Source organism: Actinomadura geliboluensis (genome assembly GCF_043197915.1).
Classification (GTDB): Bacteria; Actinomycetota; Actinomycetes; order Streptosporangiales; family Streptosporangiaceae; genus Spirillospora; species Spirillospora geliboluensis.
The window spans coordinates 58,299-82,960 of record NZ_JBICUA010000003.1 but is presented as its reverse complement, the minus strand read 5'-3'; the positions used below and the strand labels follow the sequence as shown (position 1 = coordinate 82,960).

General features: G+C 73.5%; 27 protein-coding genes. 18 read left to right on the top strand and 9 right to left on the bottom strand.

Annotation, left to right across the window (positions count from 1 at the left end):
• Window positions 1-23: 23 nt before the first annotated feature.
• From ACGFI1_RS10830 to ACGFI1_RS10770, 13 genes are all read left to right on the top strand, one after another.
• A complete protein-coding gene (locus tag ACGFI1_RS10830; protein ID WP_386871585.1) occupies window positions 24-221 on the top strand; it encodes a ferredoxin in 198 nt (65 codons plus the stop codon).
• The gene (locus ACGFI1_RS10825) at window positions 218-1,456 is read left to right on the top strand and encodes an NAD(P)/FAD-dependent oxidoreductase (RefSeq protein WP_392784679.1); all 1,239 of its coding nucleotides are present in this window, start codon (window positions 218-220) and stop codon (window positions 1,454-1,456) included. Before ACGFI1_RS10830 ends, ACGFI1_RS10825 begins: the two co-directional genes overlap by 4 nt.
• Window positions 1,453-2,202: a class II aldolase/adducin family protein gene (locus tag ACGFI1_RS10820; protein ID WP_386871581.1), complete on the top strand. Its 750-nt coding sequence runs from the start codon at window positions 1,453-1,455 to the stop codon at window positions 2,200-2,202. Before ACGFI1_RS10825 ends, ACGFI1_RS10820 begins: the two co-directional genes overlap by 4 nt.
• Before the next feature lie 132 nt (window positions 2,203-2,334).
• The gene (locus tag ACGFI1_RS10815; protein WP_392784677.1) at window positions 2,335-2,712 is read left to right on the top strand and encodes a nuclear transport factor 2 family protein; all 378 of its coding nucleotides are present in this window, start codon (window positions 2,335-2,337) and stop codon (window positions 2,710-2,712) included.
• A 163-nt stretch (window positions 2,713-2,875) separates the two neighbouring features.
• The gene (locus tag ACGFI1_RS10810) at window positions 2,876-4,129 is read left to right on the top strand and encodes an ABC transporter substrate-binding protein (RefSeq protein ID WP_386871577.1); all 1,254 of its coding nucleotides are present in this window, start codon (window positions 2,876-2,878) and stop codon (window positions 4,127-4,129) included.
• Between the two features lie 74 nt (window positions 4,130-4,203).
• On the top strand, window positions 4,204-5,085 hold the full coding sequence (locus tag ACGFI1_RS10805) for a branched-chain amino acid ABC transporter permease (RefSeq protein WP_386871575.1): 882 nt from the start codon (window positions 4,204-4,206) through the stop codon (window positions 5,083-5,085).
• A gap of 3 nt (window positions 5,086-5,088) precedes the next feature.
• Window positions 5,089-6,219, top strand: coding sequence for a branched-chain amino acid ABC transporter permease (locus ACGFI1_RS10800; protein WP_386871573.1), 1,131 nt, complete (start codon window positions 5,089-5,091; stop codon window positions 6,217-6,219).
• Window positions 6,216-7,016 (top strand): ABC transporter ATP-binding protein, encoded by an 801-nt coding sequence (locus ACGFI1_RS10795; RefSeq protein ID WP_386871571.1) that lies wholly within the window; start codon window positions 6,216-6,218, stop codon window positions 7,014-7,016. The genes ACGFI1_RS10800 and ACGFI1_RS10795 overlap by 4 nt, the downstream gene beginning before the upstream one ends.
• Window positions 7,013-7,783 carry an ABC transporter ATP-binding protein gene (locus tag ACGFI1_RS10790; protein ID WP_386871569.1) on the top strand — a complete coding sequence of 257 codons (771 nt, stop codon included), beginning with the start codon at window positions 7,013-7,015 and terminating at the stop codon, window positions 7,781-7,783. The genes ACGFI1_RS10795 and ACGFI1_RS10790 overlap by 4 nt, the downstream gene beginning before the upstream one ends.
• A complete protein-coding gene (locus ACGFI1_RS10785; RefSeq protein ID WP_386871567.1) occupies window positions 7,780-8,358 on the top strand; it encodes an NADPH-dependent FMN reductase in 579 nt (192 codons plus the stop codon). Before ACGFI1_RS10790 ends, ACGFI1_RS10785 begins: the two co-directional genes overlap by 4 nt.
• Window positions 8,355-9,482: an alpha/beta hydrolase gene (locus ACGFI1_RS10780; protein WP_392784675.1), complete on the top strand. Its 1,128-nt coding sequence runs from the start codon at window positions 8,355-8,357 to the stop codon at window positions 9,480-9,482. Before ACGFI1_RS10785 ends, ACGFI1_RS10780 begins: the two co-directional genes overlap by 4 nt.
• On the top strand, window positions 9,479-11,059 hold the full coding sequence (locus ACGFI1_RS10775) for a long-chain-fatty-acid--CoA ligase (RefSeq protein WP_392784673.1): 1,581 nt from the start codon (window positions 9,479-9,481) through the stop codon (window positions 11,057-11,059). The genes ACGFI1_RS10780 and ACGFI1_RS10775 overlap by 4 nt, the downstream gene beginning before the upstream one ends.
• Window positions 11,060-11,069: 10 nt before the next feature.
• Entirely contained in the window at window positions 11,070-11,849 is a 780-nt protein-coding gene (locus ACGFI1_RS10770; protein ID WP_386871561.1) for an IclR family transcriptional regulator, read from the top strand.
• Between the two features lie 150 nt (window positions 11,850-11,999).
• Here the strand turns inward: ACGFI1_RS10770 and ACGFI1_RS10765 are convergent, their stop codons facing one another.
• The 3 genes from ACGFI1_RS10765 to ACGFI1_RS10755 form a co-directional block, all read right to left on the bottom strand.
• Window positions 12,000-12,380 (bottom strand): nuclear transport factor 2 family protein, encoded by a 381-nt coding sequence (locus tag ACGFI1_RS10765; RefSeq protein WP_386871559.1) that lies wholly within the window; start codon window positions 12,378-12,380, stop codon window positions 12,000-12,002.
• The gene (locus ACGFI1_RS10760; protein WP_386871557.1) at window positions 12,377-12,943 is read right to left on the bottom strand and encodes a VOC family protein; all 567 of its coding nucleotides are present in this window, start codon (window positions 12,941-12,943) and stop codon (window positions 12,377-12,379) included. The genes ACGFI1_RS10765 and ACGFI1_RS10760 overlap by 4 nt, the downstream gene beginning before the upstream one ends.
• A gap of 164 nt (window positions 12,944-13,107) precedes the next feature.
• Window positions 13,108-13,833 (bottom strand): GntR family transcriptional regulator, encoded by a 726-nt coding sequence (locus ACGFI1_RS10755; RefSeq protein WP_386871555.1) that lies wholly within the window; start codon window positions 13,831-13,833, stop codon window positions 13,108-13,110.
• A gap of 108 nt (window positions 13,834-13,941) precedes the next feature.
• On the opposite strand from ACGFI1_RS10755, the gene ACGFI1_RS10750 reads away from it, so the two are divergent.
• Together ACGFI1_RS10750 and efeU are read left to right on the top strand one after the other, a co-directional pair.
• Window positions 13,942-15,114, top strand: coding sequence for an enolase C-terminal domain-like protein (locus tag ACGFI1_RS10750; RefSeq protein WP_392784671.1), 1,173 nt, complete (start codon window positions 13,942-13,944; stop codon window positions 15,112-15,114).
• 150 nt (window positions 15,115-15,264) lie between these two features.
• Window positions 15,265-16,125 (top strand): iron uptake transporter permease EfeU, encoded by an 861-nt coding sequence (efeU, locus tag ACGFI1_RS10745; RefSeq protein WP_386871551.1) that lies wholly within the window; start codon window positions 15,265-15,267, stop codon window positions 16,123-16,125.
• On the opposite strand, the gene ACGFI1_RS10740 is transcribed toward efeU, so the two are convergent.
• The 5 genes from ACGFI1_RS10740 to ACGFI1_RS10720 all read right to left on the bottom strand — a co-directional run bounded on the left by ACGFI1_RS10740 (window position 16,122) and on the right by ACGFI1_RS10720 (window position 19,996).
• Window positions 16,122-16,484, bottom strand: coding sequence for a hypothetical protein (locus tag ACGFI1_RS10740; RefSeq protein ID WP_386871549.1), 363 nt, complete (start codon window positions 16,482-16,484; stop codon window positions 16,122-16,124). The two genes, efeU and ACGFI1_RS10740, sit on opposite strands and share 4 nt — an antisense overlap.
• A 77-nt stretch (window positions 16,485-16,561) precedes the next feature.
• The gene (locus tag ACGFI1_RS10735; RefSeq protein ID WP_392743199.1) at window positions 16,562-17,755 is read right to left on the bottom strand and encodes an ABC transporter permease; all 1,194 of its coding nucleotides are present in this window, start codon (window positions 17,753-17,755) and stop codon (window positions 16,562-16,564) included.
• The gene (locus tag ACGFI1_RS10730; protein ID WP_387077441.1) at window positions 17,752-18,456 is read right to left on the bottom strand and encodes an ABC transporter ATP-binding protein; all 705 of its coding nucleotides are present in this window, start codon (window positions 18,454-18,456) and stop codon (window positions 17,752-17,754) included. Before ACGFI1_RS10730 ends, ACGFI1_RS10735 begins: the two co-directional genes overlap by 4 nt.
• On the bottom strand, window positions 18,453-19,484 hold the full coding sequence (locus ACGFI1_RS10725) for a peptidoglycan-binding protein (protein ID WP_392784669.1): 1,032 nt from the start codon (window positions 19,482-19,484) through the stop codon (window positions 18,453-18,455). Before ACGFI1_RS10725 ends, ACGFI1_RS10730 begins: the two co-directional genes overlap by 4 nt.
• On the bottom strand, window positions 19,481-19,996 hold the full coding sequence (locus tag ACGFI1_RS10720) for a hypothetical protein (protein WP_392784667.1): 516 nt from the start codon (window positions 19,994-19,996) through the stop codon (window positions 19,481-19,483). The genes ACGFI1_RS10725 and ACGFI1_RS10720 overlap by 4 nt, the downstream gene beginning before the upstream one ends.
• Window positions 19,997-20,178: 182 nt before the next feature.
• Here ACGFI1_RS10720 and ACGFI1_RS10715 point away from each other — a divergent pair, with 182 nt between their 5' ends.
• Genes ACGFI1_RS10715 through ACGFI1_RS10705 form a run of 3 tightly spaced genes read left to right on the top strand, consistent with a single transcriptional unit; the run spans window position 20,179 to window position 22,906 of the window.
• Window positions 20,179-21,009, top strand: coding sequence for an RNA polymerase sigma factor (locus tag ACGFI1_RS10715; protein WP_392784665.1), 831 nt, complete (start codon window positions 20,179-20,181; stop codon window positions 21,007-21,009).
• Between the two features lie 41 nt (window positions 21,010-21,050).
• Complete coding sequence (locus tag ACGFI1_RS10710; RefSeq protein WP_138638225.1) at window positions 21,051-21,713, top strand: response regulator transcription factor; 663 nt, start codon at window positions 21,051-21,053, stop codon at window positions 21,711-21,713.
• Entirely contained in the window at window positions 21,710-22,906 is a 1,197-nt protein-coding gene (locus ACGFI1_RS10705; RefSeq protein ID WP_240807964.1) for a sensor histidine kinase, read from the top strand. Before ACGFI1_RS10710 ends, ACGFI1_RS10705 begins: the two co-directional genes overlap by 4 nt.
• On the opposite strand, the gene ACGFI1_RS10700 is transcribed toward ACGFI1_RS10705, so the two are convergent.
• Complete coding sequence (locus tag ACGFI1_RS10700) at window positions 22,833-24,623, bottom strand: AMP-binding protein (protein ID WP_392784662.1); 1,791 nt, start codon at window positions 24,621-24,623, stop codon at window positions 22,833-22,835. The genes ACGFI1_RS10705 and ACGFI1_RS10700 overlap by 74 nt on opposite strands.
• Window positions 24,624-24,662 lie beyond the last annotated feature (39 nt).

The following is a 24,662-nucleotide window of genomic DNA, read 5'->3' as shown; positions in this document are numbered from 1 at the left end:
CACACGAGAACCAGGAGTCCGAAGTGCCCTCCCTGACCGTGAACACCGGTGCCTGCCAAGGCTACGCGAGCTGCGTCATCGCGGCCGACGACTACTTCGACATCGATGACGACGGCCTCGTCGTGCTGCTGGCCGCCGAGGTCCCCGAGTCCGACCGCGAGCGCGTCGACCACGCGGTCCGCAGCTGCCCCGCCGCGGCTCTGCGGCTCGAGGGAGCATGACCGGCGGCCTGGTGGTCGTCGGCGCTTCGGTGGCGGGGGTCACCCTGGCCCGGACGCTGCGCTCCCGCGGTTTCACCGGCCGCATCCGCCTGGTCGACCGGGAGGCGGAGGAGCCCTACGACAAGCCGCCCCTGTCCAAGGGACGGCCGGCGGAGCCCGTCCGGCTGCTCACCCGCCCGGAGGCGGAACGGCTCGGCCTGGAGCTGCTGCTCGGCGCCGAGGCGACCGGCCTGGATCCCGCCGCCCGCCGCCTCGTCCTGTCCGACGGGCGCCGGCTCGGCTACAGCGCGCTGGTGATCGCGACCGGGGTGCGGGCGAGGCCGTCGCCCTGGACCGGTCCCGGTGTGCACACGCTGCGGACGCTCGCCGACGCGCGGGCACTGCACGCCGCCCTGGCGCGCGGCGGCGACCTCGTGGTGGTCGGCGCCGGCTTCATCGGGTCGGAGGTCGCCGGCACCGCGATCGCCCGGGGCTGCCGGGTCACGCTGGTGGACCCGCTGCCCAACCCTCCCGCCCGGGTCGTCGGCCGGACGGTGGGCGACCGGATCCTCTCCTGGCACGGCCGGGCGGGGGTGAACCTGAGGCTGGGCAGGGGCGTCCGGGCCGTGGACCATCGCCCGGACGGGCTCGCGGTCCGGCTCGACGACGGCGAGGTGCTCCGCGCCGATGACGTACTGGTGGGGATCGGCGCGCAGACCGACGTGGAGTGGCTGGCCGGATCGGGCCTTCACCTCGGGGACGGCGTCGCCTGCGACCGGTACGGCCGCGCCCTGGGCGCCGACCACGTCTTCGCGGCCGGCGACGTCGCCGGCTGGGCGACGGCGGACGGCGCCCCCGGCCGGCGGATCGAGCACTGGACCTCCGCCCAGGAGCAGGCCAGGTGCATCGCGGCGACCCTGCTCGACCCCGGGAACCCGCAGGCCCCCGGCGAGGTGCCCATGGTGTGGAGCGACCAGCACGGCCGCACCGTCCAGGTGCTCGGTGCCGTGGACCCCGGTGCCGAGCCCCGGATCGTGGAGGACGAGGACCGGCTGCTCGCCCTGTGGGGCGGCGAGCGCGTGGTCGGCGCGGTGTCGCTGGGGTGGCCGCGCGCCTCCCTGACCGCCCGCCGGGCCATCGCGAGCGGCGCTCCGGTGACGGCGGTCCTCGACGCGGTGACCGCCCGGAGGGCGGCGCCCCGCCAGACGACAGCGCCCCGCCAGACGACAGCGCCCCGCGAGGAGGCCGCCCGATGACACCGCACGCCCATGACGACGACCTCCAGGAGCTTCGGCACCAGCTCGCGTCGGGGTGCCGCGTGCTGGCGGCCCGTGACCTCTCGCCGGGGTTCCTCGGCCACATCAGCCTCCGCCTCGACGACGAGCGGATCCTGGTGCGGTGCCGCGGCCCGCACGAGTCGGGCCTGGCCCGCACCACACCGCGGGACGTGCGCGTGGTGACCCTCGACGGGAGACCCGGGCTGCCCGGCGAGCTCGACGGCTGGACCGTCCCCCACGAACTCCCCCTCCATGCCCGGATCCTGCGCCGGCGCCCCGACGTCCGGTGCGTCGTGCACGCGCATCCTCGCCGCACGGTCGCCGCCGACCTGGCCGGCCTGGTCCTAGAGCCGCTCGTGGGGGCCTACGACATTCCGGGCTCCGCCCTGCTGGCTGCGGGCGTTCCGGTGTATCCCCGCTCGGTGCTGGTGAGCACCGACGCGCTGGGGGACGAGGTCGCCGATCACCTCGGCGACCGCGCAGCGGCCCTCCTGCGCGGGCACGGCGTGGTGGTCACCGGCGACTCGGTCCCCGAGGCGGTGCTCCGCGCCGTCTCCATCGACGAGATCGCGCACCTCTGCCTGCTCGTCGCCTCCGCCGGGGGGCGCCCCCGCGCCATCGACGAGGCCGACCGGGCCGAACTCCCCGACCTCGGCGGAAGCCTCAACCTGGACGTCGCCTGGCGCCACGAGCTCTCCCGGCTGCCCGGCCCGTCCGGCTCCTGACCGGCCCCTTTCCGACCGGCTTTTCCCGGCCGACCCCTTTCCCGGCCGACCCCTTTCCCGGCCGACCCCTTTCCCGGCCGGCCCCTTTCCCGAGCGCCCGAAGCGTCCGGCACCGTCCGAAGAGGAGACCCGTTGTCCCACCACGTCACCGACATCACCCAGCTCTACGCGCGCTACTCCTTCTCCATCGACGGTGCCGACCTCGAGTCCCTGCGCGGCTGCTTCACCGCCGACGGCGGCATCGAGATCATCGGCGGGCCCTCCTTCGTCGGCGCCGAGGGACTCGCCCGGCTGGTCGCCGGCCGTACGGCGGAGTCGCCGCGCCACGAGAACCACAACGTGCTCATCGACCTGGCCGGCGACGAGCACGCGACGGGCCGGGCCTACTTCGTGCTGCGGGGCGCCGACGGGCGGACGGCCGCCGCGGGGGACTACCTCGACCGGCTGGTCCGCACCGAGGCCGGGTGGCGGTTCGCGCACCGCCGGATCACCTTCACCTGGCGGGCCTGACGCGAACCTCCGGCGCCCTCCCCCGTGACGGCGCCGGAACCGCCGCCACCTCCACTTCTCCAACTTGCAGAGCTTCTCTCTTCTATTTCTTTATAGTCTGATCTAATGTTTGGTGACCCGCGTCACCTGCGCGGATCCACCGATCGAGAAAGACGAAGGCCCCATGCTCAAGAGGTCACTGACCGCGCTGGCGGTCGCCCCCCTGTTGACCCTGGCCGCGTGCGGCGGCTCGGGCTCCGGCAAGACCGGGACCGGTGCCGACGGCGTCGCCATGGGCCCCGGGGTCACCGACGACGAGATCAGCGTGACCGTGATCAGCGACTTCTCCGGCCCCATCGCCCAGGGCGGCATCGCCGGCTCGCTCGGTGTCGAAGCGAAGATCGACCAGGTGAACCGCGAGGAGGGCGGCATCTGCGGGCGCAAGGTCGTGGTCGACAAGCGCGACACCAAGTACGACCCGCAGATCACCACGCAGCAGTACCGGTCCGCGGCGCCGAAGAACCTGATGGTGGCCCAGTTCGTGGGCACCGCCGGGCTGAACGCCGTCCGGACCAGCATCGAGCGGGACAACATGCCCACCCTCTCGGCGTCCATCAACACCCAGACCCTCGACCTCCCCAACGTCTACGTCGCCATGCCGCCCTTCGAGGTCGAGCTCATCAACGGCCTGGTCTGGGCCGCCGGGCAGGCCGGCGCCTCGGCCTCCAAGACCGTCAAGGTCGGGTTCGTTACGTCGGCCGACGAGACCGGCAAGGTCTACCTCGACGCCCTCAACCACGCGGCGAAGGCCACGCCGGGCGTGAAGGTCGTCGCCCAGCCGACCTACACCAACGCCGACAAGGACTTCACGGCCCAGATCAACGCCCTCAAGAGCGCCGGCGCCGAGATCGTCATGCTGGGCGTCACCCCCGCCCAGACCGCCGGCATCATCGGCCAGTCGGCCCAGTTCGGCTACAAGCCGACCTTCGTCTCCAGCTCGGGCGCCTGGTCCTCCAGCCTCGGCAAGCCGCTGAAGGGCCTGCTGGACAACTACTACGTCTCCGGCGGCTACGGCACCCTCAACGACGACACCGCCGGCATCAAGGCGCTGACCAAGGCCCGCGAGACCTACGCCCCCGACGCCAAGCCGGACAACTTCGAGGTCGGCGGCTGGATCAACGGGACCGTGGTCGTGGCGGCGCTGCGCAAGGCCTGCGAGGCCAAGGACCTCACCCGCGAGGGCGTCAAGAAGGCGATGGTCGACCTCGAGGTCCCCTTCGACGACATCCTTCCTCCGATCAACCTCGGCGACGGCGACTCGATCGTGAGCCACCAGTCCCGCATCAACAAGATCGGGAAGGACGGCGTCCAGGAGCCGGTCGCGACGTTCTTCGAGTCCCCGGCCGCGAAGTCCTGGGGCGCCTCCAGGGGCAACTGACGGCCCCGGGGGCGGGGCCCGTCCCCCGGCCCCGCCCCCGGGCTCCACTCCCACACCCGACCGAGGACCTCCAGATGACCCTCTTCCTCCAGCTCGGTTTCCAGGGCGTCGCCCTGGGCCTGGCCTACGGGCTGATCGCGCTCGGGTTCGTGATCATGTTCAAGGGCTCGCACACCTTCAACTTCGCCCACGGCCAGTTCGTGGCCATCGGCGCCTACGCCGTGCTGATCCTGCTGCCCCGGCTGCCCTACATGCTGGCCTTCGCCGGCGCCGTGGCGCTGACCGTCGGCCTCGCGCTGGTGGTCGAGCGGCTGCTGATCCGCGGCCTGATCGGACGGTCGGTGACCGTCGTGGTGCTGGCCACTCTCGGCATCTCGACCATGCTGCACAACGTGATCCTGATGGTGTGGGGCGTCGGCAGCCACGACTCGGTCGGGCCGACCGGCGCCGGCACCACCTCGGTGGGCTCGGTCGTGCTGCCCAACAGCGCCCTGGCCACCGTGGCCGTCTCGGTCGTCGTCCTGGTCGCCGTCGCCCTGTTCTTCCAGCGGACGCGCTACGGGCTGGCGCTGCGCGCGACCGCGAGCAGCCAGGAGGCCGCGATGGCCCAGGGCATCGACGTGGGGCGGATGTTCGCGCTCTCCTGGGCGCTGGCGGCCTTCCTCGCGGTGACCGCGGCGGCCTTCCTCGCCTCGTTCCCCCGCGTGGTCTCCCCCGACCTCGGCGACCTCGCGCTCATCGCGATCCCGGCGATCGTCATCGGGGGCATGGACTCGCTGGTCGGAGCCGTCGTCGGCGGCCTGGTCGTGGGCCTCACCCAGGTCCTCGGCTCCGGCTACCTCAGCGACATCGGCGGCGGGCGCCTGCACGATGTGCTGCCCTACGTCCTCATGCTCCTGGTCCTGCTGATCCGGCCCTACGGGCTCTTCGGCAGCCGCAGCATCGAAAGGGTCTGAGCCGTGTCACTCCGCACCAGCCCGCCGGCCGCCCGCGCGGCCGCGGCCCCCCGGCCGCGCCCGCACGGCCTCCTCACCCGCGGACGCGCCGGCGTCGGCCTGACGGTCGCCGCCCTGCTCGTACTGCCGCTGGTCGTCCGCTCCGAACTGTGGCTCGGCATCGGCATCCTCACCCTGATCGCCGGCATCGGCGCCCTCGGCATGCAGGTGATCACCGGGCTGGCCGGCCAGATCTCGCTGGGCCACGCCTTCTTCATGGCCATCGGCGCCTACAGCTCGGCCTGGCTCGGTGCCGACCAGGGCCTGCCCTGGTGGCTCTGGCTGCCGGCGTCGGGCCTCGTGGCCGCCGCCGCGGGCGCCCTGGTCGCGCCCGTCGCCGTCCGCATCCGCGGCCTGTACCTGGCCGTCGCCACCCTCGCGCTGGTCTTCATCGGCCTCTACGCGTGGGAGACGTGGACGAGCCTCAGCGGCGGGGTGAACGGGCGTCCGGCGGCACCGGTCCTCTTCGGCGACCAGGACCTCAGCATGGGCGTCATGGCCGGGGACCGGATGATCCTCGACGCCCTGCAGGCCTGGTGGTACTTCGCGCTGGCCATCCTGCTGCTGGTCATGCTCCTCACCCACAACCTCAAGCACTCGCGACTCGGCCGCGCCTTCATGGCCGTCCGGGACAAGGACGTGGCGGCCGCGGTGGTGGGCGTCCCGGTGACCCGGACCAAGACGACCGCCTTCGTCATCTCCTCGTTCTTCGCCGGCGTCTCCGGGGCGCTGCTGGTGTCCTACATGGGCTACTTCACCCCCGGCCAGTGGCACCTGATGCTCTCGGTCGACTTCATCGCGATGATCGTGATCGGCGGCATGGGCACCGTCTCCGGCGCCCTGCTGGGGGCCCTCTTCGTGCGGGCGATGCCCGAGGTCGTGAACCAGGCCTCGGTGGTCCTGCCCTTCGTCCGCAAGAGCGCGAGCACCGACGGCGGCATCACCGGACCGCTCCTGTCCGGGTTCCTGTACGGCCTGGTGATCGTGCTGATCCTGCTCTTCGAGCCCAACGGGATCCGGGCGCTCGCGCTCCGGACATGGCGGCGCCTGCGCACGGCGGCGGACGGCGCACACGAAAGGCGGAGGACATCATGAGCGGCAGCGCCCCGAACGCGTCCGACGGGCCGCCGGCCCTGCGGACCACGGACCTCGGCGCCGGGTACGGCGCGGCCGAGGACGCCGTGGCCGGGCTGACCCTGCGGGTGCCCCAGGGGCAGGTCGTCAGCCTGCTCGGCCCCAACGGGGCGGGCAAGAGCACCACGATGCGGGCGGTGTCGGGCCTGCTCGGGCTGCACCGCGGGCGCCTCACCGGCGGCCGGGTGGAGCTCTTCGGCACGGACATGACCGGCTCCCGCGCGTCGCGGCGCGTCCGCGCCGGGCTCGCGCAGTGCCTGGAGGGAAGGATGGTCTTCCCGGGGCTCAGCGTCGCCGAGAACCTCGCCACCGGTGCGCACGCCCGCCGCTACCGCGGTGCCGCGCTCACCGCGGCCCGCGACGAGGTCCTCGCACTGCTGCCGCGCCTGCGCGACCTGCTGGACCGCAAGGCGGGCTACCTGTCGGGGGGCGAGCAGCAGATGCTGGCGATCGCACGGGCCCTGATGTCGCGGCCGAAGCTGCTGCTCATGGACGAGCCGAGCCTCGGCCTCGCGCCCCGGATCGTCGAGCAGGTCCGGGACATCATCGTGTCCATCAACGAGCAGGGCACCTCGATCCTGCTGGTCGAGCAGAACGCGCGCATGGCCCTGTCGATCTCCGACTACGCCTACCTCCTGGAGAGCGGGCGGGTCCACGCGGAGGGCACCCCGGCCGCGCTGGAGCAGGACACCGACATCGCGGCCGCCTACCTCGGCGCCGGCACGGCCGCCACCGCCCCGGAAGGAGCCGGCTCGTGAGCACCGCGCTGATCGAGATCGAGGACCTCGCCCTGTCGTTCGCGGGCGTCCGCGCGCTGGACGGGGTCACCTTCAGCATCGACGAGGGCGAGCTCTTCGCCGTGATCGGCCCCAACGGGGCCGGCAAGTCCACGCTGTTCAACTGCATCTCCGGCATCTACCGCCCGGGGTCGGGGAGCATCCGGTTCGCCGGCCGGGAGCTGCTCGGCACCGCCCCGCACCGGATCGCCAAGGCCGGGATCGCCCGCACGTTCCAGAACGTCGACGTCTTCCCGGCCATGACCGTGCGGGAATGCCTGCTGCTGGCCCGGCACCAGCACCTGCGCTCCGGGGCCCTCGCCGGCATGGTCCGGTGGGGGCGCAGCGCCCGCGAGGAGCGCGCGGCGCTGCGGCAGGTCACCGAGGTGGCCGACCGCCTCGGACTCGCCGACCTGCTGCCGCACCAGGTCGGCCCGCTGCCGCACGGCGTGCAGAAGCGGGTCGAGCTCGCGCGCTCGCTGTGCATGGAGCCCCGGCTGCTGCTGCTCGACGAACCGGTGGCCGGGATGAACCACGAGGAGACGGCCGAGATGGCGGCGACGCTGAGCGAGGTCAACTCCGACCTGGGCATCACCATGCTCCTGGTCGAACACGACATGTCGATGGTGATGGGCATCTCGGACCGGGTCTGCGTGCTCGACTTCGGGCGCCGCATCGCCCTCGACACCCCGGCCAACGTCGTCCGCGACGAGGCCGTCATCGACGCCTACCTGGGAGGAGCACTGTGAGCACGGCGGATATCACCGTCTATGGCATCGTCGGCAGTCTGCGCAGGGGCTCGTGGAACCGGATGCTGCTGGAGTCGGCGGCGCGGCTGGCGCCGGAGGGGGTCACCGTCACCATCAGCGAACTGGTCGGGCGGCTCCCGCTCTTCAACGAGGACCTGGTCGGCCAGGAGCCGCCGGAGGTCATCCGGATGCGCGCCGAGGTCGCCGCGGCGGACGCGTTGATGATCGCCACCCCCGAGTACAACGGCGGGGTCCCGGGCGTGCTGAAGAACGCCTTCGACTGGATCTCCCTCCCGCTGGGCGCCTCGGTCCTGCAGGGCAAGCCGGTCGCCCTGATCGGCACCTCGCCGGGACGGCTGGGCACCGCCCGGTGCCAGTTCGAGCTGCGGAACATGTTCGTCTTCTCCCAATCCCCGGTGATGCCGGGACCGGAGGTGGTCATGCCCTTCGCCCACGAGTGCTTCGACGAGGCCGGGCACCTCAAGGACCCGGTGGCCACCGAGCGCCTCGGGATCCTGTTCGGCAAGCTCCGCGCCCACGTGGCCGCGAGCCGGCTGGAGGTGGCGGCCCGATGATCACCCGCACGTTCGTGTCCCGTCCCTCCGCCGGCGCCCCGCGGGCCGGTGCCGGCGGACACCCCTGCCAGGGCCTCTACCACGCGCCGGAGGGCGGCCGGCCGGCGGTGGCGATGATCGCCACCCACTACCAGATCGACTTCGCCGAGCACTACCTCGCCGACCTGATGGCCGCGCGCGGCATCGGCTTCCTCGGGTGGAACACCCGGTTCCGCGGCTACGAGTGGAACTTCCGGCTCGACCAGGCACTGGTCGACATCGGCGTCGGCGTGCGCTGGCTGCGCGAGGAGGCCGGGGTCGACTCGGTCGTCCTGCTGGGCAACTCGGGCGGCGGCTCCCTGATGGCCGCCTACCAGGCCCAGGCCGTCGACCCGGCCCTGCGGCCCCCGGTCGACCACGACCCCGTCCCGGGCGTGGGCGACCTGCCCGCCGCGGACGGCTACGTGTCGCTGGCGGCGCACCTGGGCCGTCCCGACGTCCTCACCTCCTGGATGGACGCCGCGGTGGTCGACGAGTTCGACCCGGTGGCCACCGATCCCTCGCTCGACCTGTTCAACCCGGAGAACGGCCCGCCGTACAGCGCCGAGTTCGTCGAGCGCTACCGCCGGGCCCAGATCGACCGCAACCACCGCATCACCGCGTGGGCGAAGGCGGAGCTGGCGAGGCTCACCGAGGCCGGCTACTACGACCGCCACTTCACCGTGCCCCGCACCTGGGCGGACCCGCGGATGGTCGACCCGACCCTGGAGCCCACCGACCGGAAGCCGAACAGCTGCTACCGCGGCCCCGTCGAGGCCGCGAACCGGGGCGACCGCGGGATCGCCGGGGAGACGACCGTGCGCAACTGGCTCAACATGTGGAGCCTCAGCGAGTCGCCGTGCCGCGGCGAGGGCAACCTGGCCAAGATCACGGTTCCGGCGCTGGTCATCAACCCGACCGCGGACACCGGCGTCTTCCCGAGCGACGCCGACCGGATCGCCGGCGCCCTGGCCGGTGCGGACAAGACCCGGCGCGACCACCCCGGCGACCACTACTTCCTGGAGCCCGCGGGCGCCCGGGACGCGGTCGCCGACACGATCGCCAGCTGGATCGCCGAGCGCTTCGGGGGCGGGAGCGCGCGATGACGGCGTCCGCGGCGGTCCACGGCGCCCGGGGCCAGCACTGGGTCGCCCAGCTGGCCCGGCACGCCCACGCCCGGCCCGAGGCCACCGCGCTGCGGTGCGGTGCGGTCTCCCACACCTGGCGCGGGCTCGCGGACCGGGTGCTGCGGCTCGGCCGCGGGCTCGCGCGGCTGGGCATCGGCGCCGGCGACCGGGTCGCCTTCGTGATGGGCAACGGGACCGAGTACGTCGAATCGCTCCTGGCGGTCGGTGCCGCCGGCGCGATCGGGGTGCCGGTGAACCCCCGGCTGGCCGCCGCCGAGGTGACCTTCATCCTCCGTGACTGCGGCGCCTCCCTCGTGATCACCGACGCGGCCTTCCACCGGCTGGCCGCCGACGCGGCCGAGGACGACGGCATCCGCGTCGTGGACGCCTCCGCGCAGGCGGGCGTGCCCTACGCGGACCTGCTCCACGGCCCCGTCGCGGGCTCGCCCGCCGAGGAACTGGCGGCGCTCACCGTGGACGAGTCGGCCCCCGCGCTGATCATGTACACCTCCGGCACGACCGGGCGTCCCAAGGGCGCGGTGCTCACGCACCGCAACCTCCTCGCCCAGAGCCAGACCAACCTGGTCGCCTTCCGCTTCGAGATGTACGACGAGGTCTACCTCTGCGCCTCACCGATCTTCCACATCGGCGCGATCGGCGGCCTGGCGCCCGCCCTGCTCGTCGGCGCCTCGGTGGTCGTGATGCCCACCGGGGCCTTCGACGCCGGCGAGCACCTCGACGCGATGGCCGAGCACCGGGTCACCTCCACCTTCCTCGTGCCGACCCAGTGGCAGGCCCTCGCGGCGGAGCAGCGCCGGCGGCCCCGCGACCTGTCGCGGCTGCGGGTCGCCGCGTGGGGGGCGGCCCCGGCCACCGACGCGCTGCTGCGGGAGATGGGCGAGGTCTTCGACGGCGCCGACATGCTCGCCCTCTTCGGTCAGACCGAGATGTCGCCGGTCACCTGCGTGCTGGAGGGCAAGGACGCCCGCCGGAAGCTGGGCTCGGTGGGACGCCCGGCGCCCGGCGTGTGGGCGCGCGTGGTCGACACCGAGATGAACGACGTCCCGCCGGGCGAGGTCGGCGAGATCGTCTACCGGGGGCCGGGCCTGATGTCGGGCTACTGGAACCTGCCCGAGGCGACCGCCGAGGCCTTCGCCGGGGGCTGGTTCCATTCCGGTGACCTGGTCCGGGTCGACGGCGACGGGTTCGTCCACGTCGTCGACCGGCTCAAGGACATGATCATCAGCGGCGGGGAGAACATCTACTGCGCCGAGGTGGAGAACGTGCTCGCCGCCCACCCGGACGTCGCCGAGGTGGCGGTGGTGGGCCGGCCGCATCTAAAGTGGGGGGAGACTCCGGTGGCGGTGGTCGTGCCGGCCCCCGGACGGCGGGCGCCGTCGCTCGAGGAGCTGCGTGACCACGCCCGGCGCCGGCTCGCCCCGTACAAGCTGCCTACCGGCATCGAGGTGGCCGAGCGGCTTCCCCGGAACGCCTCGGGGAAAGTACTCAAGTTCGAGCTCCGAGATGGAAGGACCGATGACCGCGTCCCCGGATAAGGTCCGCTGGGTGAGCAACCCCTCTCCGGCCCAGCCCCGCAAGCCGCAGTACCCGATCGAGTCGGTCGACAACGCGCTGCGCATCCTGCTGCTGCTGGGCGAGCGCAAGAGCCTGCGCCTCACCGAGGTGAGCGAGTACCTCTCGGTCGCCTCGTCCACCGCCCACCGGGTGCTGGCCATGCTGCAGTACCGGGGGTTCGTCCGCCAGTCGAACAGCTCGCGGGCCTACGAGCCGGGTCCCGCGCTCACCGAGATCGCCTTCTCGGTGCTGCGGCAGATCGACGTCCGCGAACAGGTCCGCCCGCTGCTGGACGGCCTCGCCGAGCACTACGGCGAGACCGTCCACCTCGCGCGCCTCGACGGCTCGCTGGTGTCCTTCGTCGATGCCGTGGAGAGCGGCCGCGCCGTCCGGGTCGGCTCCCGGATGGGCAAGACCCTCCCGGCCCACGCCTCGGCCTCCGGCAAGGTACTGCTGTCGCTGCTGCCGGACGAGGCCGTGGTCGCGCTCTACCCGCGCGAGGAACTGGAGCCGCTCACCCCGCACACCCTGTCCACCCGGACCGCGCTGCTGGAGGAACTGGAGCGCATCCGCAAGCGGGGCTACGCCACCGGGCTGCAAGAAAGCGAGGACGGGGTCATCGCGGTGGCCGTGCCGCTCGGCACCTATGCCGGCGCCCGTTACGCGGTGAGCATCTCGGCGCCCAGTCACCGCGGGCAGGACTTCACCGAGGTCGCCGTGGCCGAGGACCTGCTGCGCTTCGCCGAGCAGACCCGCGGCTTCTTCTCCTGATCCTCCCGGGCTTCGCAGAGCTTCTCCCGAGGCCAGGCAGCCGGGCCCGGACACGGGCGTCCCGCCCCGGCGCCGGCCCGGGTGTCACCCCGAACCGGCCCCGGGTGCGCCCCCCGGACCTCGCATGCGGCCTCGCGTGGGCCCCGCCGCTCAGGCCGCGAGGACGGCTTCGAGTTCGCGGCGATCGAAGTACTCCTCGATCCGCCGGATCCTGCCGTCCTCGACGTACACGCGCAGGATCGCCGGGATCGAGGCCGACCGTCCGTTGCGCTCGACCTCGATCACGTGCTGGCGGAGGAAGCCGTCCTCAAGCGCGGTGTGCCGCGGCCGGGCATAGCCGAACTTGTCGTACCGGCCGGCGATGCCGCCCAGCGTCGCGAGGTTCTCCTCCTTGGACTGGTCGACGTCGTCGTAGTTGTGCCAGACGGTGACGTCGTCGTGGTACAGGGCGGAGACGGCCTCGATGTCGCCGGCCTCCACCAGCGCGAAGAACCGCTCGGCGTACTCCAGGATCGACTCTGCGCCGCTCATGCGGAGGCCCCCTGCGCGGCCGGGACGCCCGCGGCCGTCATCGGCGCCAGGTTGACGTCGCCGTCGTTCAGCTCGCGCGTCCAGGCGGCGAACTCCAGCAGCACCCCGTCGGGGTCGAAGAAGTACATCGAACGGACGTAGACGCCCTCGTGGTACGTCTCCGCCACACCGCGCGGGCTGTCGTCGTGTTCGAGGACGGGACCGGTCTCGACGCCCTTGGCGTCGAGCTTGGCCTTGTACTCGTCGAACTTGTCGAGCGGGATCTTGAACGCGACGTGGTTCATCGAGGCGTGGGCCGTGGCGATGTCCCCGAGGCCGGGCAGCACCGCGGAGGAGGCGATGCCGGGGGCCCGCTTCGGCGCGTCGGGGAACCAGAAGAAGGCCAGGAACTGGTCACCGCCCATATCGAAGAAGAAGTGCTGCCCGCCGTTGGGCAGCCCGATCGTCTTCTTCAGCTTCATGCCGAGGACGTTGGTGTAGAAGTCGACGGTGCGCTCCATGTCCTCGCAGACCAGCGCGAGGTGACAGAGCCCCTGGAGCTCGAACTCGGGGTTGGCCTCCATGGTGTCCTCCTATCAGGTGATCCGCGGCCACGCTACCGGAAGCGGTTTCTGGACACCAGACTTTTCCGCGAAAGGTCTGGACAATTAAGTCGGGCCACCCGCTCGCTCCCTCCCGCTCGCCCCCTCCCGCCGCCCCGCCGGCCCTCCCCCAGGCCCCGGCCCCGTCAGCCTCGGCCGCGCTCCAGCTCCACGGCGTACTCGAACCGCTCGGCGGGGTGCACCGAGACGGTGATCTCGAAGGGCGTGCCGGCGCGGTCCAGGTAGCGCCGCGTCATCCGTAACACCGGCGAGCCGGCCGTCGTGTGCAGCAGGTCGACCATGGCGTCGGGGACCGTCGCCGCCCGCATCCGCTGCTCGATGGTGTGCACGGTGCGGCCGGTCGCCTGCTCGACCATGTCGGAGATCAACCGCTTGGGGTCGAGCACCTGGTCGCCCACGGCCTCGGCGATGTCGGGCTCCAGGTACACGTCGGTGCAGCAGAGCGGCCAGCCGTCGTCCGCGGGATCGATGCGCAGCATCCGGATCTTGGTCCAGCGCTGCCCGGGCGGGCAGCCCAGGATCCGGGCGTCGGCCTCGTCGACCACCACATCGGCGATCGACAGCACCCGGCGGTCCGTCTCCACGGAGTACTGCGTCAACTCGTCCACCGACTGCAGGGACCGGGCGAAGACCGAGTGCGGCTTCAGCCGCTCGACGCGGGTACCGCGCCGGGGCCGGCGGGAGACCAGCCCCAACTCCTCCACGATGTCGAGCGCCGCCCGCATCGTGCCCCGGCTCACGTCGAACTCGGCCGCGAGGTCCACCTCGGGCGCCAGCCGGCCGCCGACCTCCCAGCGGCCCGACTGGATCTGCCGGACCAGCTCCTCGGCGACCTCCTCGTAACGCCTCACGGCCCTCACCCGTCCTCCGGTCCCCGCCGGTCCCCGCACGAGTGCCGTGCAGGGATTGCCTCAATTAGTCTAGACAATTCGATCGGGTCCGGATCAGAGGCTGGGGTCATGCGCATCACCGACATCCGCGAGGTCGCGGTCCCCCTCCACGGGGACATCAGGAACTCCGTGGTGAACTTCGCCGCGCACACCGTCTCCCTGGTGGCCGTGCGGACCGACGTACGCCGGAACGGGCGTCCGCTCACCGGCGTCGCCTTCAACTCGATCGGGCGCCACGCACAGGGCGGGATCCTCCGCGACCGGATGATCCCGCGGCTGCTGGCCGCCGCCCCCGAAACCCTGCTGGACCCGCCGACCGGGCTGCTGTCCCCGGCCCGCGTGCTCCGCCGCGCCCTGCGGGACGAGAAGCCCGGCGGCCACGGCGACCGCGCCGCGGCGGCCGGCGCCCTCGAACTCGCGGTGTGGGACCTGCTGGCCAAGTACCACGACGAGCCGGCGCACGCCGCCATCGCCCGCGCCTTCGGCCGCCCGCCCGCGCTCACCGGCACGCCGGTCTACGCCGCGGGGGGCTACTACCACCCCGACGACTCCCTGGACCGGCTCCGCGACGAGGTCGCCGGCTACGTGGACCAGGGCTACCGCACGGTCAAGATCAAGATCGGCGGCGCGGCGCTCACCGACGACCTGGCCCGGGTGGAGACCGCCATCGCGGTGGTCGGCGGCGGGGACGGCGTGGCCGTCGACGCCAACGGGCGCTTCGACCGGGACCGGGCCCTGGCCTACGCCGCGGCGCTGTCCGGTCACGGCCTGCGCTGGTACGAGGAGGCGGGCGACCCGCTCGACTACGCCCTGAACCGGGAACTGGCGGAGTCCTACCCGGGGGCCATCGCCACCGGCGAGAACCTCTTCTCCGTCCAGGACGTGCGCAACCTGCTCGCCTACGGCGGAGTGCGGCCCGGCCTCGACGTCTTCCAGATGGACGCCGGCCTCGGCTACGGGCTGACCGAGTACGCCCGCATGATCGAGGCCATGGAGGCGCGCGGCGTCGACCGGTCCCAGGCGTTCCCGCACGGCGGGCACCTGATCAACCTGCACATCGTGGCCGGGCTGGGGCTGGGCGGCTGCGAGGCGTATCCCGGGGTCTTCGAGCCCTTCGGCGGCTACAGCCCTGACTGCCGCCTCGCCGACGGCCTGATCCACCCCGGCGAGGCGCCCGGGTTCGGCCTGGAGGCCAAGCCCGGTCTCGGCGACGAGATCGCCGATCTCCTCAAGGACACGTGACCTGCAGCACCCCGTGCGCCCTGACCGGGCCGACCGCCGGCGCCGCCGGAGGACCTCACCGGCGCCCCTTGCCGGGGGCGGGCGCGCGGGAGCAAACTGGCTTAGGTTAGCTTTGCCTAAAAGACCTGGGCCTTCCGGAGGAGCGCGGCGATGCTACTGGGCAACTTCCTCATCGGACTGCGCGAGGGGCTCGAGGCCGCACTGGTCGTGAGCATCCTGATCGCCTATCTGGTGAAGACCGGCAACCGCCGGGCCCTCCTCCCCGTGTGGGCGGGGATCGGCGCCGCCGTCGTGCTGGCGTTCGCCTTCGGCATCGCGCTGACCGCCGCGTCCTCGGAGATGCAGTTCAAGACGCAGGAGCTGTTCGGCGGCATCCTGTCGATCGTCGCGGTGGGGCTCGTCACCTGGATGGTCTTCTGGATGCGCAAGACCGCCCGGTTCATGAAGGCGGAGCTGGAAGGAAAGCTGGAGGGCGCGCTGGACATCGGCCCGCTCGCGCTCGCCGCCGTCGCGTTCCTCGCCGTGGGGCGCGAGGGCCTGGAGACCGCCCTGTTCCTGTGGACGAACATCTCCAACTCCTCCGAGGGCTCCACCCAGCCGATCATCGGCGCGGTGCTGGGCCTCGCCGTCGCGATCGCGCTCGGCTACCTGCTCTACCGCGGCGGCCTGAAGATCAACCTGCGGCGGTTCTTCACCTGGACGGGCGCCGCGCTCATCGTCGTCGCCGCGGGCGTGTTCGGCTACGGCTTCCACGACCTCCAGGAGGCCGAGGTCTTCCCCGGCCTGAACGCCGTCGCGCTGGAGCCGCACCTGTTCTTCGCCAAGTTCGGCACCGCGGGCGACTGGATGCAGACGGTGTTCCAGGGCGTCCTGAACGTCACCCCGCAGATCACCTGGCTGCAGCTGGTCATGTGGGCGGCGTACCTGGTCCCGGTGATGGCGCTGTTCCTGCGCAACCCGTCGACGCCGCGCCCGGCGCCCGCGGCGGCCACCGAGCCGGCGACGTCCTAGAGGTCGGGGAGCGGGTCGCGGGGCAGGCTGTCCCGGTCGAAGATCTCGGCGTCGGCCGCGTTCACGACCGGCACGTACTCGTCGTCCACCTCGAACACGGCGCCGGCGAACTCGAACGACGCGCCGGCGCCGGTCTCCACCGGCCCGATCCGGGTGCCGCGCGGGTAGCTGCCCCAGACCGTCCTCGGGGTGCTGCGGCTGAGCGGGCCGGTGCTGACCACGGCGACCTGGTCGTCGGTGACGACGAAGATGAACCCGGCGCCGCCGCCGTAGGCCATCGCGGGGAAGATGTAGCGGATCTCGCCGTCGATCCCGAGGAACTCCCGGCAGCGCTCACGGAGCGGACGTGTCACCGGCATGGCTGCGAGGCACCTCCCCCGGGGCGGAACACGGCGATGCCCCAATCATGCACCGGCCCGGCGCGGCGTGGCCAGAGTCAGACCGACGCGAGGGCGGCCGTCGGCGGCAGCCGCGCGGCCCGCACCGCCGGGTACAGCCCGGCGGCCGTGCCGATCACCAGCGTCGCGGCGAGCGCCCCGCCGAGCGCCCAGGCCGGCACGACGGGCGGCCACCCCTTCCACAGCGCGAACCCGGCGGTCACGGCCGCGCCGAGGACCGTCCCGGCCGCGCCGCCGGACACCGACAGCAGCAGCGACTCGGCGAGGAACTGGACGCGGACCTGCCCGCGGGTGGCGCCGAGGGAGCGGCGCAGCCCGATCTCGCGGCGCCGCTCCAGCACCGAGACCACCATCGTGTTGGCGACCCCGACCCCGCCGACCAGCAGCGCGACCGCGCCGAGCCCGAGCAGCAGCCCGGTGAACGCGCCGGTCGCCGCGGCCTTGGCCTCCAGCGCGTCCGAGGGGCGGCTGACCTGGACCTCCTCGGGGCGCTCGGGGTTGACCGTACGGGCCAGCACGGCCCGCACGTCGTTCACCGACGCGTCAGTGGACCGCTCGTACACCGTGGTCGGGTGCCCGTCGAAGGCCAGGTGGCGGCGGGCCGCGTCCCAGCCGACGAGGGCGGAGCGGTCGATCTCGGGGGCCAGCTCGGCGGGCCGCAGCACGCCGAGGACGGTGAACCAGCGGCCGCCGATCCACACCCGTCCGCCCGCCCGGTCCATGCCGAGGCGGCGCCCCGCCTCCGCGCCGAGCACGACGCCGGGGTAGCGGGCGGTGCCGGCGTTCAGCCAGGTCCCGCTCGCGGTCTCCGCGCCGAGCGTGCCGAGCAGCCCGGTCGTCGCGGCCTGCACCGCGATGCCCTGGGTGACCTCCGCCGGGATCTTGTCGGTCCGCCGGACGGTGGCGTCCACGGACCCGGTCGCGCCGACCGCCGTGACCGGCCCGATCCGCCGCACCATCTCCGGCGCCGACTCGGGAAGCTGGGCCTTGTCTCCGAACAGGGTGTCGCCGGGCTTGGCGGTGAGCAGGTTGGTGCCGAGCCGGTCGAGCCGCCGCAGCAGGTCCTCCTTGCCGGACGAGGAGATCCCGATGACCGCGACCATCGTCGCGATCCCGATCGCGATGCCGAGCGCGGACAGCACCGCCCGCGCCGGGCGGGCCCGCAGCCCGGCGAGGCCGAGGCGCAGCACGTCGCCGGGGCCGAGCCGCGCGGGCACGAGCGCCGCCCTCACCGCCCCGCCCCCGTCGCCCGCTCGTCCGCGACGATCAGCCCGTCCCGGACCCGGACCCGGCGCGGCGCGGCGGCCGCGACCTCCGCGTCATGGGTGATGATCGCGACGGTGGTGCCGGCCCGGTGCAGCTCGTCCAGCAGGGCGAGCACCTCGGCGCCCGCCGCCGAGTCGAGGTTGCCGGTGGGCTCGTCGGCGAGCAGCAGGTCCGGCTCGCCCGCGACGGCCCGCGCCACCGCGACCCGCTGCTGCTCGCCGCCGGACAGCTCGTGCGGCCGGTGCCCGGTCCGGTGCCCGAGCCCGACGCGGCCGAGCGCGGCCCGCGCCCGCTCCCGCCGCTCCCCCGGCCCGGCGCCGCCGTACAGCAGCCCGTCGGCGACGTTGTCGAGCGCGCTCACGCCCGCCGCCAGGTGGAACTGCTGGAACACGAACCCGATGTGCCGGGCCCGCAGCGCCGACAGCTCCCGGTCGCCGAGGCCCGCGACCTCGTGCCCGGCGACCCGCACCCGTCCCCCGGTCGGCCGGTCCAGCGTCCCGACCATGTGCAGCAGCGTCGACTTGCCCGACCCGGACGGCCCGGCGATCGCGACCAGCTCCCCCGGCGCGATCCGCAGGTCGACGCCCTTCAGCGCCGCGACGCCGCCCGCGTACTCCTTGGTGACCCCGGTCAGCTCGACGATGGGATCGCCCGTCTCCGTGCTCATTCGGCCGGCACCCCGACCTTCATGCCCGCGCGGACACCGTCTCCGCTGATCTCGACCCGTCCGCCGCCGAACGCACCGACCCGCACGGGCACGAGCCGCCGGTCGGCGGTCTCGACGCCGAAGCCGCCCTCCCGCAGCGCCAGCAGCGCCTCGACCGGCACCGTCAGGACGTCCTCGCGCCGCTCGCTCTCCAACTCGACGCCGACCGGGGCCTCGTCGAGCCGTCCCGTGCCGGCGCCGCCGATCGAGATGTCGACACCGACCGTGGTCTTCTTGTCCTGCCCCGTCCCGCTGCTCTGCGCGACCCGGCTCACCTTGGTGATCTTCCCCTTGACCGTCTCTCCGCCGGGCAACTCCACCGTGACGGCGGCGCCCTCCTCGGCGAGGTCCTGCTTGTCGGCGTCCAGATCGACATGGACGACGCGCCTCGTCCCGGCCACCGTCAGGACCGGCTGCCCCTGCCCGACGCGCTTGCCCTCGGGCGCCTTCACGTCCCGGACCCGCACGGCCCCGTCCAGGAAGACGACCTGCTCAGGGCCGACGGCGCCGGTCACGTCCAGGCCGCGATCGTCCTGCCACTCCTTCACCGCGGCCTCGGTCGCGCCGGTGAACTCGCGGTCCACCGTCATCCCGCCGTACCCGAGCGCCCGCAGGTTCTCTTCGAGCCGCCGGACGTCCTTGCCCGACACGCCGTTCCGCAGCGTCCGGTACATGGGGCTGCCGCCGTACATCAGCGTGACCGGCTCGCCCGCCACCTTCAGCAGCGTCCCGCCCCGCCTGACCGCCGCGCCCTGCTCCGGCGCCCACGTCACCACACCGGACACCCCGCTCCACACCTCCCGCACGTCGTCGTAGGTGAGCTTCCCGTCCACCTTCTCGGTGTCGACGAGATCGCCCCTGGTCACGACAGTGGTGCTCAGCGCCGCCGGCGCGCCCTGCGCCTCGCCCCCGCCCGTCGTCCAGGCCAGCGCGCCCCCGCCGCCGGCCACCACCGCGGCGGCGACCCCGCCCGCGACCGCGCGCCTCACCGCCCGGCCCCCGGCAGGTCGGCCTTGCACGCGTCCCGCGCCTTCTCCAGCGCACCGGGGTCGATGTCCCCCTTCGGGAACTCGATCTTCCCGTCGGGCCCCGGGTCCGGGATGTTCACCCCGTGCTCGCGCATGCACTGCGCGAGCTTGACGAACTGGTCGCGCACCTCGGGGTCCTTGAGGTCGGGCATCTTCCCGCCCGCCTGCAACCACTGCCGGCACTTCTCCAGCGCGCCCTCCAGCTTCTTGCGGTCGCTCCCCTTCCCGAACCGCATCGCCTTCTCGTCCGCCGCACCCGGATCGGGGACGTCCACCCCGTTCTCCCGCATGCACTGCGCGAACTTCAGCCGCGCGTCCTCCGGCGACAGCGACGCACTCGCAGACGCCGATACGGACGCCTTCGCCGCCGCACCCCCGGCAGTCGCCACCCCGCCGCCGTCGTCACTCCCGCACGCCGCCGGCCCCAGAACCAGCGGCACCGCCAGCCCAGCGGCCCAAACCCGAATCGCCATCACGTCCTCTCCGCCAGGGCCCTTCACCCCAGCGAGAAGCCATAAGACCCACCAAGGGGTTAAACCCGCATTAGCCGCATCCAGCGGAGGGTGGGGAATTCGCGGGTGGGTGATAAAGGCGGGGGGCGGAGTTTGGGGTTGGTGCACACTACGGATCGTGGTCGGTCGGTCATAATCCCGGCGTGTCCAGTGCGCCGCCGTTGAATGAGGACTTCCGGCTTGTCGAGGCGCTGCAGGCGCAGCGGCCGGGGGCCGTCGGGCATGTCTACAACGTGTACGGGCCTGAGCTGGTCACGTATGCGGAGGGGTTGCTCGGCGACCATGAGCGGGCGGTGGAGGCCGTCCGGGAGGCGCTGGTCGGGCTGCGAGGTACCGATGTGCCGGACGCGGGGGCCTTTCGGGACTGGCTGTACGAAGCGGTGCGCGACCGGTGCCGGAGCGCGCCGAGGCGGAAGCGGGGGCTCGTGATCATCGGGGGCGCTGCCGCTGCTGTTGCGCTGACCGGTGGGATGCTCGCGCTATTCGACTCCACGGGACCGGAGGCGAAGCCCTCTGCGGCGCCGCCGGTGGCCATGACCACGCCCGAGTCCCCCGCGCCTTCGGCGGCGCCCACGCCGGCGTCCGAGGACGAGGTCAAGGAGAAGGACGAGCCGAAGCCCACGAAGAAGGCCGCCGAGCCGAAGAGGACGCGCAAGGTGCCGAGCGGGCCGGGGCGGTTGGCGGTGGACGACTCGGGGTGTCGCGGGGTGCGGGCGGCGGGGGTGCCGGCGCGCTGTTACATCCGGCTGACCGCGGTGGGCGGCACGGTGCGGTGGTCGGTTGCGTCGGTGCAGGACAGGGCTGGGCGGGTCAGCGCGGGCGGTGGCGGGACGCTCAGGGCGGGCCGGTCCGCGTCGGTGGCGGTGACCGTGCGGCCGACGGTGCTGTGCTACATCGGCGGGCGCGGCAGCGGGACGGTCTCGTTCGCGCCGGGCGGCACGGCCACCGTGACGTACACGTGCTGGCGGCGCTGACGCTTATCGGGGTTTAACCTCCCGGGCGGGATGCTCGGGGGATGCGTGTTCTGATCGTCGAGGACGAGCGGGTGCTCGCGGACGCCATCGCCGAGGGGCTGCGCGAGGAGGCCATGGCCGTCGACGTCGTGTACGACGGCGACGACGCGCTGGAGCTCGCGTCCTACACCGAGTACGACGTGGTGGTCCTCGACCGGGACCTGCCGACGGTGCACGGCGACGACGTGTGCCGGGAGCTGGTGGAGCGGCGCAGCCGCGGGCGGATCCTGATGCTGACGGCGGCGGGCGACGTCGGCGACCGGGTGGACGGGCTGACGCTCGGCGCCGACGACTACCTGCCGAAGCCGTTCGTGTTCAGCGAGCTGGTCGCGCGGGTGCGGGCGCTGGCGCGCAGGTCGGGGCCGCCGGTGCCGCCGGTGCTGGAGCGGCGGGGCATCCGGCTCGACCCGCACCGGCGCAGGGTGGCGCGGGACGGCCGGGAGCTGCGGCTGACGAGGAAGGAGTTCGCCGTGCTGGAGGAGCTGATGCGCGCCGAGGGCGGGGTGGTGAGCGCCGAGCGGCTGCTGGAGCGGGCGTGGGACGAGAACATCGACCCGTTCAGCAACATCGTCCGGGTCACGATGGCGACGCTGCGCCGCAAGCTCGGGCAGCCGCCGGTGATCGAGACGGTGACCGGCGCCGGGTACCGGCTGGAGGCGCGGTGAAGCGGCTGAGCGTCCGGACGCGGCTGACGCTGGTGTACGGGTCGCTGTTCCTGGTGACGTCGGCGGTGCTGGTCGCGGTGACCTACCTGCTGACCGTGCGGACGATGGACGACCGGTTCTCCGGGCGCGGCGACCTGGACGCGGACACGGTCGTGCGGCTGCGGTCCGTGGCGCTGGACGGCGATCTGAGCCAGCTGGCGGGGCTGAAGGCGGATGCCGACCGGCAGCTGGCGCAGCAGAAGCGGGACGTGCTGGAGCAGCTGCTGCAAAGCTCGCTGGTCACGATGCTGGTGCTCGGCGTCCTGGGGGTGGTGATCGGGTACGTGGTGGCCGGGCGGATGCTGCGCCCGCTGCACCGGGTCACGGCGACGGCGCGGCGGCTGTCGGAGAGCACCATGCACGAGCGGATCGCGCTGGACGGCCCGCAGGACGAGATCAAGGACCTGGCCGACACCTTCGACCGGATGCTGGACCGGCTGAACCGCGCGTTCGACGCGCAGCGCCGGTTCGTCGCGAACGCCTCGCACGAGCTGCGGACGCCGCTGACGATCAACCGGACGGTGCTGGAGGTCGCGATGGCGAGCAGGAGGAACCCGCCGGAGACGAAGGCGCTCGCGGAGGTGCTGCTCGGCAACACCGCCCGCCACGAGCGGCTCATCGAGGGGCTGCTGCTGCTCGCCAAGTCCGAGCGGGAGCCGGCCGTCCGGACGGAGTGCCCGCTGCCGGACGTGGTCCGCAGCGCGCTCGACCAGCTCGGCGACCCGGCGGTGGACGTGGAGGCGAGGCTCGCCCCGGCGGCCGTGTCGGGTGATCCGGTCCTGCTGGAGCGGTGCGCGGTGAACCTGCTGGAGAACGCGGTGAAGTACAACGTGCCGGACGGCCGGGTGTGGGTCCGCACGGGCGCCCGGGGCGGCGCGGCGTTCTTGCAGGTCGTGAACACGGGGCCGGCCGTCCCGGCCTACGAGGTGGCGGCGATCTTCGAGCCGTTCCGGCGGCTGCGCGCCGACCGGACGGGGTCGCGGGACGGCGCGGGCCTCGGCCTGTCGATCGTGCGGGCGGTGGTGCGCGCGCACGGCGGCGCGGTGGAGGCCGAGCCGCGCCCGGACGGCGGGCTGTCGGTCACCGTCCGGCTGCCCGCGGCCGCGGCCATTCCACATGCCCCTCCGGAAGCGGCCGCCCCGGCCGGGCGCTGAGCCAGCGGTGCACGACCTTGCCGGTGGCGTTGCGCGGCAGCTCGGGGATGAAGTGCACGTCGCGGGGCACCGCGTACCGGGCGACCTGGGCGTGCACGTAGTCGCGGACGGCGGCGGCGTCGAGCGTGGCGCCGGGACGGAGCACGATGTAGGCGGCGAGCCGCTGCCCCCACGCCTCGTCGGGGACGCCGGTCACCGCGGCCTCCTGGACCTCGGGGAGCCGGAGCAGCGCCTCCTCCACGTCGTGGGGGACGATGTTCTCGCCGCCGGACACCACCGTCCCGTCGCCGCGGCCGTCCACGAACAGCAGCCCGCGGTGGTCGATGTGGCCGAGGTCGCCGGTGGCGAGGAGGCCGTCGCGGACCTCCATCGGCTCGCCGCCGGTGTACCCCTCGAACAGCAGCTCGTTGGCGGCGAAGATCTGGCCGCGGGTGGAGCGGCCGAGCCGGCGGCCGTCGTCGCCGAGGATGGCGAGCGCGGTGTTGCGCGGCGGCCGCCCGGCGGTGCGCGGGTCGAGCCGCAGGTCGCGCGGGGTGGCGATGGAGACCCAGGACACCTCGGTGGACCCGTAGACGTTGTAGAGCCGGTCGCCGAAGGCGTCCATGAACCGGGTGGCGAGGTCGCCGGACAGCGCGGCGCCGCTCAGGGCGAAGATCCGCAGTGAGGACGTGTCGTAGCGGGCGCGGACCTCCGGGGCGAGCTCCAGGATGCGCTGGCACATGACGGGGACGGCGAACACGGTGGCGTCGCCGTGCGCGGTGATGGCGCGCAGCGTCTGCTCGGGGTCGAAGCGGCGGTGCAGCACGACCGGCGCCCGCAGCGCCCACGCCATCTGCAGCGCGGCGTAGCCCCAGGTGTGGAACAGCGGCGCCTCGACGATCATCGTCTGCCGGGCGCGCAGCGGGATCCGGGACGTCATCGAGGCGAGCGGCCACAGGCCCGGCCGGGGCGGGCGGCGGGCGCCCTTGGGGCGTCCTGTGGTGCCGGAGCTGAGCATGATGGTGCGGCTCTGGATCTGCGGCGGCCCGGCCGCCGCGTCGGCGGCGTCCACCGAGGCGATGAGCTCGCCGATGCTCGGGCCCGTGCCGGCGGCGGGGCGCGGCGCGGGGTCGGGGGCGGGACGCGGCGGGGGCGGCGCCGTGGCGAGCGGGACGGGCGCGGCGAGCGGCATGCCGGCCGGGGGGCGGCGGTCGGCCCACAGCACGGTGCGGCGCAGCGCGATGGGGACGTTGCCGAGCAGCGGCGCGAACTCGGCGTCGGCGACGATGAGGGCGGGGCGCAGCTCGCCGAGCACGGCGCGGATCTGGCCGGCGCCGAACCCGGTGTTGAGCAGCACGACCTCGGCGCCGCGCCGGGAGCAGGCGACGAGCGTCAGCGCCATGCCCCGGTGGTTGCGGCACAGCACGCCGACGCGGGGGCGGGGGCCCTGGAGGGGCAGCGCGGCGGCGAGGCGGGCGGCGCGCTCGTCGAGTTCGGCGAACGTGAGCACGCCCTCGTCGTCGATGAGCGCGGGCCGGGACGGGGAGCGGGCGGCGGCCGCGGCGACGAGCCCGCCGAGCGTGGTGCCCCAGTGCCGCAGCGTGCCGAGCTGCCGGACGAGGCGGCGGGGGCCGCCGCCGAAGAGCAGGCCGGTGCGCAGCAGGAGGGCGGTGAGATCGCGGATATGGCCGATCCGCCGGCGCATCCCCGGCCGGTACGCGGGCCTCGCGTGCGTCACCGTGCCTCCTCCCACGTCACGGTACTCACCCGCCAGGGG

What these genes read in the sequence shown, in the direction of transcription:
- ACGFI1_RS10720 (WP_392784667.1), bottom strand. Translation starts at nt 19,996, where the DNA reads ATGGCGATTCGGGTTTGGGCCGCTGGGCTGGCGGTGCCGCTGGTTCTG.
- ACGFI1_RS10780 (WP_392784675.1), top strand. Translation starts at nt 8,355, where the DNA reads ATGATCACCCGCACGTTCGTGTCCCGTCCCTCCGCCGGCGCCCCGCGG.
- ACGFI1_RS10825 (WP_392784679.1), top strand. Translation starts at nt 218, where the DNA reads ATGACCGGCGGCCTGGTGGTCGTCGGCGCTTCGGTGGCGGGGGTCACC.
- ACGFI1_RS10795 (WP_386871571.1), top strand. Translation starts at nt 6,216, where the DNA reads ATGAGCGGCAGCGCCCCGAACGCGTCCGACGGGCCGCCGGCCCTGCGG.
- ACGFI1_RS10810 (WP_386871577.1), top strand. Translation starts at nt 2,876, where the DNA reads ATGCTCAAGAGGTCACTGACCGCGCTGGCGGTCGCCCCCCTGTTGACC.
- ACGFI1_RS10805 (WP_386871575.1), top strand. Translation starts at nt 4,204, where the DNA reads ATGACCCTCTTCCTCCAGCTCGGTTTCCAGGGCGTCGCCCTGGGCCTG.
- ACGFI1_RS10775 (WP_392784673.1), top strand. Translation starts at nt 9,479, where the DNA reads ATGACGGCGTCCGCGGCGGTCCACGGCGCCCGGGGCCAGCACTGGGTC.
- ACGFI1_RS10760 (WP_386871557.1), bottom strand. Translation starts at nt 12,943, where the DNA reads ATGGAGGCCAACCCCGAGTTCGAGCTCCAGGGGCTCTGTCACCTCGCG.
- ACGFI1_RS10710 (WP_138638225.1), top strand. Translation starts at nt 21,051, where the DNA reads ATGCGTGTTCTGATCGTCGAGGACGAGCGGGTGCTCGCGGACGCCATC.
- ACGFI1_RS10750 (WP_392784671.1), top strand. Translation starts at nt 13,942, where the DNA reads ATGCGCATCACCGACATCCGCGAGGTCGCGGTCCCCCTCCACGGGGAC.
- ACGFI1_RS10730 (WP_387077441.1), bottom strand. Translation starts at nt 18,456, where the DNA reads ATGAGCACGGAGACGGGCGATCCCATCGTCGAGCTGACCGGGGTCACC.
- efeU (WP_386871551.1), top strand. Translation starts at nt 15,265, where the DNA reads ATGCTACTGGGCAACTTCCTCATCGGACTGCGCGAGGGGCTCGAGGCC.
- ACGFI1_RS10820 (WP_386871581.1), top strand. Translation starts at nt 1,453, where the DNA reads ATGACACCGCACGCCCATGACGACGACCTCCAGGAGCTTCGGCACCAG.
- ACGFI1_RS10740 (WP_386871549.1), bottom strand. Translation starts at nt 16,484, where the DNA reads ATGCCGGTGACACGTCCGCTCCGTGAGCGCTGCCGGGAGTTCCTCGGG.
- ACGFI1_RS10765 (WP_386871559.1), bottom strand. Translation starts at nt 12,380, where the DNA reads ATGAGCGGCGCAGAGTCGATCCTGGAGTACGCCGAGCGGTTCTTCGCG.